This window comes from Nocardioides sp. (genome assembly GCF_030655615.1).
In the GTDB taxonomy this organism is placed as follows: domain Bacteria; phylum Actinomycetota; class Actinomycetes; order Propionibacteriales; family Nocardioidaceae; genus Nocardioides.
Map to the genome: position 1 here is coordinate 1 of NZ_JAURVJ010000012.1, position 3,351 is coordinate 3,351.

The 3,351-nt window shown below is 73.9% G+C and carries 2 protein-coding genes; one reads left to right on the top strand and one right to left on the bottom strand.

Features of this window, described 5'->3' with window-relative positions; all coding sequences use genetic code 11:
* A partial coding sequence (locus tag Q7T52_RS00935; RefSeq protein WP_304798681.1) for a DUF6049 family protein occupies positions 1 to 2,105 on the bottom strand: 2,105 nt, incomplete at its 3' end.
* 49 nt (positions 2,106 to 2,154) lie between these two features.
* Between Q7T52_RS00935 and Q7T52_RS00940 the strand changes: the two genes are divergently transcribed.
* On the top strand, positions 2,155 to 3,351 hold a 1,197-nt coding region (locus Q7T52_RS00940; RefSeq protein WP_370692271.1), incomplete at its 3' end, for a CCA tRNA nucleotidyltransferase.

Consider the following 3,351-nt stretch of genomic DNA (forward strand, 5'->3'; position numbering starts at 1 on the left):
GCGATGGCCAGGAACAGCAGCCCGGCGCCGGTGCCCATGATCAGCCAGATGACGCCGCTGACCTGGGTCGGCCGGATCGGCAGCTCGTCGGTCGAGCCGACCGGGGCGCCGGTCGAGTCGGTGACCATGAGCGTGACGTTGTGGACCGAGTTGGTGGTCGCGCGGGCCTCGAGCAGGATCGACACGCGGCCCTTGGCCGGCAGCACCACGCGCTCGGGTGCGTCGACCTCGATGCCGTCGTCGGAGGCGGCCCGCACCGTCACGGCCACGCGGTGGTCGAGGGTGTTGGAGAGCGTCACCTGGAACTGCCCGGTGTCGCTCGACAGGGTCACGCCCGGCGGGGCGCTGATGCGGACGCCGCCGAGCCGGGCGTCGACCCAGCTGCGCGACCGGCCGACGCTGAGCCGGCCCTCGGTCTGGGCGTTGCGCACGAAGTAGGAGATCCCGGTGAGGGCCTCCTCGGTGAGGGTGCCGCCGATCCCGGTGTTGTCGACGAGCAGGTTCTGCAGGACGTCGCCGGCGCGGATCAGGCCGGCGACGGCATCGACCGTCGGGGCGTCGAGCTCGCGGCGCTCCTGCAGGGAGGTGTAGTCGAGCTCCTCGGGCAGGACGGCGACCGGGCTGGCCGCCGACTCGGCCTCCTCGAGCCGGCCCAGGTCGAGCCACGGGACGTCGAGGCCGCTGAAGAACGACTGCTCGTCGTCGAGCGCCCAGTCGAGGGGGAGCACGGTGACGAGGGGCTGCCGGCGGTTCTTGATCACCCGGACGGCGGCCTCGGCGAGCAGCCGCTGCCGGATGCCGACCGAGGTGAGCGTGCGCCCGGGTCCGGGACTGCCCTGCGTGGCGCCGTACGACGTCACGAGGAGGCGATGGCCGGCCGCGTCGGCCGCGGCCGGCGGGTCCGCCCCGAACATCCGGTCGGTGACGAGGATCCGGGAGTCGAGGTCGGTGGCGCGGATGGTGGCGGCGTCGAGGTAGCCGCTCGGCGACGTCACGACGGGCTCGGTCTCGACCCCGAGCGCGTCGAGGGCCGTGCTGCGCTGGGCGAGGGAGAGCTTGAGGAGCTCGGGCTCGTGGGCGAGCGTCGCCGGGACGTCGATGTTGCCGTAGGGGAGGGTCAGCACCTCGTCGCCCTGCAGCGCCTCGCCGAGCGCGACGAGCCAGGCCTGCGCGGCCTGTGCCGACTCCGAGAGCGGCTCGGCGTCGGTCGTCGGCTCGTCGGTGGGCTCCTCGGTGGCGTCGCCGGCGGAGGTCGGTCCGAGGTCGCGCGGCGCGTTGCCGGCCGCCAGGTGGGCGACGGCGTCGACCAGCGCGGGGTCCACGAGCCAGGTCACCGGGTCGGTGCCAGCGTCGACGAAGTCGAGCAGCCGGGTGAGCCGGCCGTCGGGCCCGAGGGCGCGGGTCCACGCCTCCTCGTCGTCGACCGAGCCGTCGGAGGCGTAGCGCACGGGCTGCGCGAGGGGCACCACGACCGAGGTGGCGACGGGCGTGGCGTCCAAGCGCCGCGGGACGTAGGGGAGGAAGGTCCGGGCGCGCCCGTCGGCCAGTCCGTCGCCGGGCTGCGAGGGGCTGCTGCCGAGGGCGTGGACGCCGAACCAGTAGACGCCGGCACGGGTGACCTCGATCGAGTCGGCCGGGAGCACGATCGTGTAGCCCGCCGAGGCGCCGGGCGCGAGCTGGGCGACCGACCCGGGCGTGCCGACGCGGGTCTTGCGGAAACCGATGACCTCGTCGAACGGCGTCTGCATCGCGAGCTCGAGCTCGCCCTGGTTGCGCATCGGCTCGATCGGCACGCCGTCGAGCTCGTCGCCGACGACCGCGTAGAGGCTGATGCCGTCCCACGTCTCTGCGCTGCGGTTGGTGACGGTGCCGGTGACCACGATGTCGCCGGTCGCCGGCAGGGACCCGGGGGTCATCGACCGGATCGTCACCGCGAGCGGGGCGTCGTCGGTCTCGTCGGCCGGCGCGGCGGTCGCGGCCGGCGCGGTGGTCGCGGGACCGGGTGCCGCCACAGCGGGGGCGGACCCCACGGGGGCGAGCACGAGCCCGGCGCCCAGAGCCGACGTCGCCACGAGGGCGCGCAGGAATCTCCGGGGACTGGCCACGGCACGAGGGTATCCGCCTCGCCTGTGTCCCCCGGCCACTCCTAGAGTGATGCGGGTGCCCGTCACCACACCCGAACCGCTGTCGATCGTGGAGGTCCAGCGGCGCGTCGGCGACGAGCTCGACCGGCTCGCGCCGCTCATCGACGGCCTCGGTCGGCTCTTCACCGACGCCGGCCACGAGCTGCACCTGGTGGGCGGTCCGGTCCGCGACGCGATGCTCGGCCGCTCCCACCACGACCTCGACTTCACGACCTCGGCGCTGCCCGAGGTGACCGAGCGGCTCCTCGGCGGGTGGGGCGACGCGCTGTGGGACATGGGCCGCGACTTCGGCACCATCGGCGCCCGCAAGGGGCCCTGGGTGGTCGAGGTGACGACCTACCGCTCCGAGACCTACGACCCCACCTCGCGCAACCCGACCGTCCACTACGGCGACTCGCTGGCCGGTGACCTGGGGCGGCGCGACTTCACGGTCAACGCGATGGCGGTCGCCCTGCCCGACCGCACCTTCGAGGACCCCTACGGCGGCATCGTCGACCTGGCCCACCAGGTGCTGCGCACCCCGGGCCGCCCCGAGGACTCCTTCGGCGACGACCCGCTCCGGATGCTGCGGGCCGCGCGCTTCGCGGCGCAGCTCGGCTTCACCGTCGCCCCCGAGGTGGTCGCCGCCATGACGGCGATGGCGGAGCGGATCACCATCATCAGTGCCGAGCGGGTCCGCGACGAGCTGGTCAAGCTCGTCTGCGCGCCCCACCCGCGCCTCGGCCTCACCCTGCTCGTCGAGACCGGCCTGGCCCAGCTGGTGCTGCCCGAGCTGCCGGCGCTCCAGCTCGAGCGCGACGAGCACCACCGCCACAAGGACGTCTACGAGCACACCCTCACCGTGCTGGAGCAGGCGATCGACCTCGAGCCGCGGCTCGGTGGGGACGGCCCCGACTTCGTGTCGCGCTTCGCCGCGCTGATGCACGACATCGGCAAGCCACGCACCCGTCGCCTGGTCGACGACGGCACCGTCACCTTCCACCACCACGACGTCGTCGGCGCCAAGCTCGCGACCAAGCGGATGAAGGCGCTGCGGTTCAGCAACGACGAGATCGACGCCGTGAGCAAGCTGGTCGAGCTGCACCTGCGCTTCCACGGCTACGGGTCGGGGGAGTGGACCGACTCCGCCGTACGCCGCTACGTGCGCGACGCCGGCGACCAGCTCGGCCGCCTCCACGTCCTCACCCGCGCCGACTGCACCACGCGC